Source organism: Myroides sp. LoEW2-1 (assembly GCF_009767705.1).
Lineage (GTDB): Bacteria > Bacteroidota > Bacteroidia > Flavobacteriales > Flavobacteriaceae > Flavobacterium > Flavobacterium album_A.
Map to the genome: position 1 here is coordinate 1 of NZ_WSPP01000135.1, position 406 is coordinate 406.

The 406-nt window shown below is 34.0% G+C and carries 1 protein-coding gene; it reads left to right on the plus strand.

Features of this window, described 5'->3' with window-relative positions:
• On the plus strand, positions 1-370 hold a 370-nt coding region (locus tag GOQ24_RS08785), incomplete at its 5' end, for an IS66 family transposase (protein ID WP_160339502.1).
• Positions 371-406 lie beyond the last annotated feature (36 nt).

Consider the following 406-nt stretch of genomic DNA (forward strand, 5'->3'; position numbering starts at 1 on the left):
TGTTCAAATGAAACTCGTACTTCCTAAAAGTCAAATAGGTAAAGCTTTTGCTTACTCACAAACTAGATGGGATAATCTTAGTGCGTACTTATATGATGGAAACTTACAGATAGACAATAATCTCATTGAAAATGTAATTAGACCAGTAGCTATTGGACGTAAAAACTATCTCTTTGCAGGATCACACGATGCAGCTCAAAGGGCGGCTATGGCGTATACGTTTTTTGCTAACTGCAAAAAGCACGATATTAATCCATACCAATGGCTTAAATATGTTCTAGAAAATATTCAATCTATCAACCACAAGAACATTACAGATTTATATCCTCATAACTATAAAACATTAAACTCAAACGTTGTAGAAGAATAATTATATCTCACAAGATGTACTTGCTCGGGTGCATAC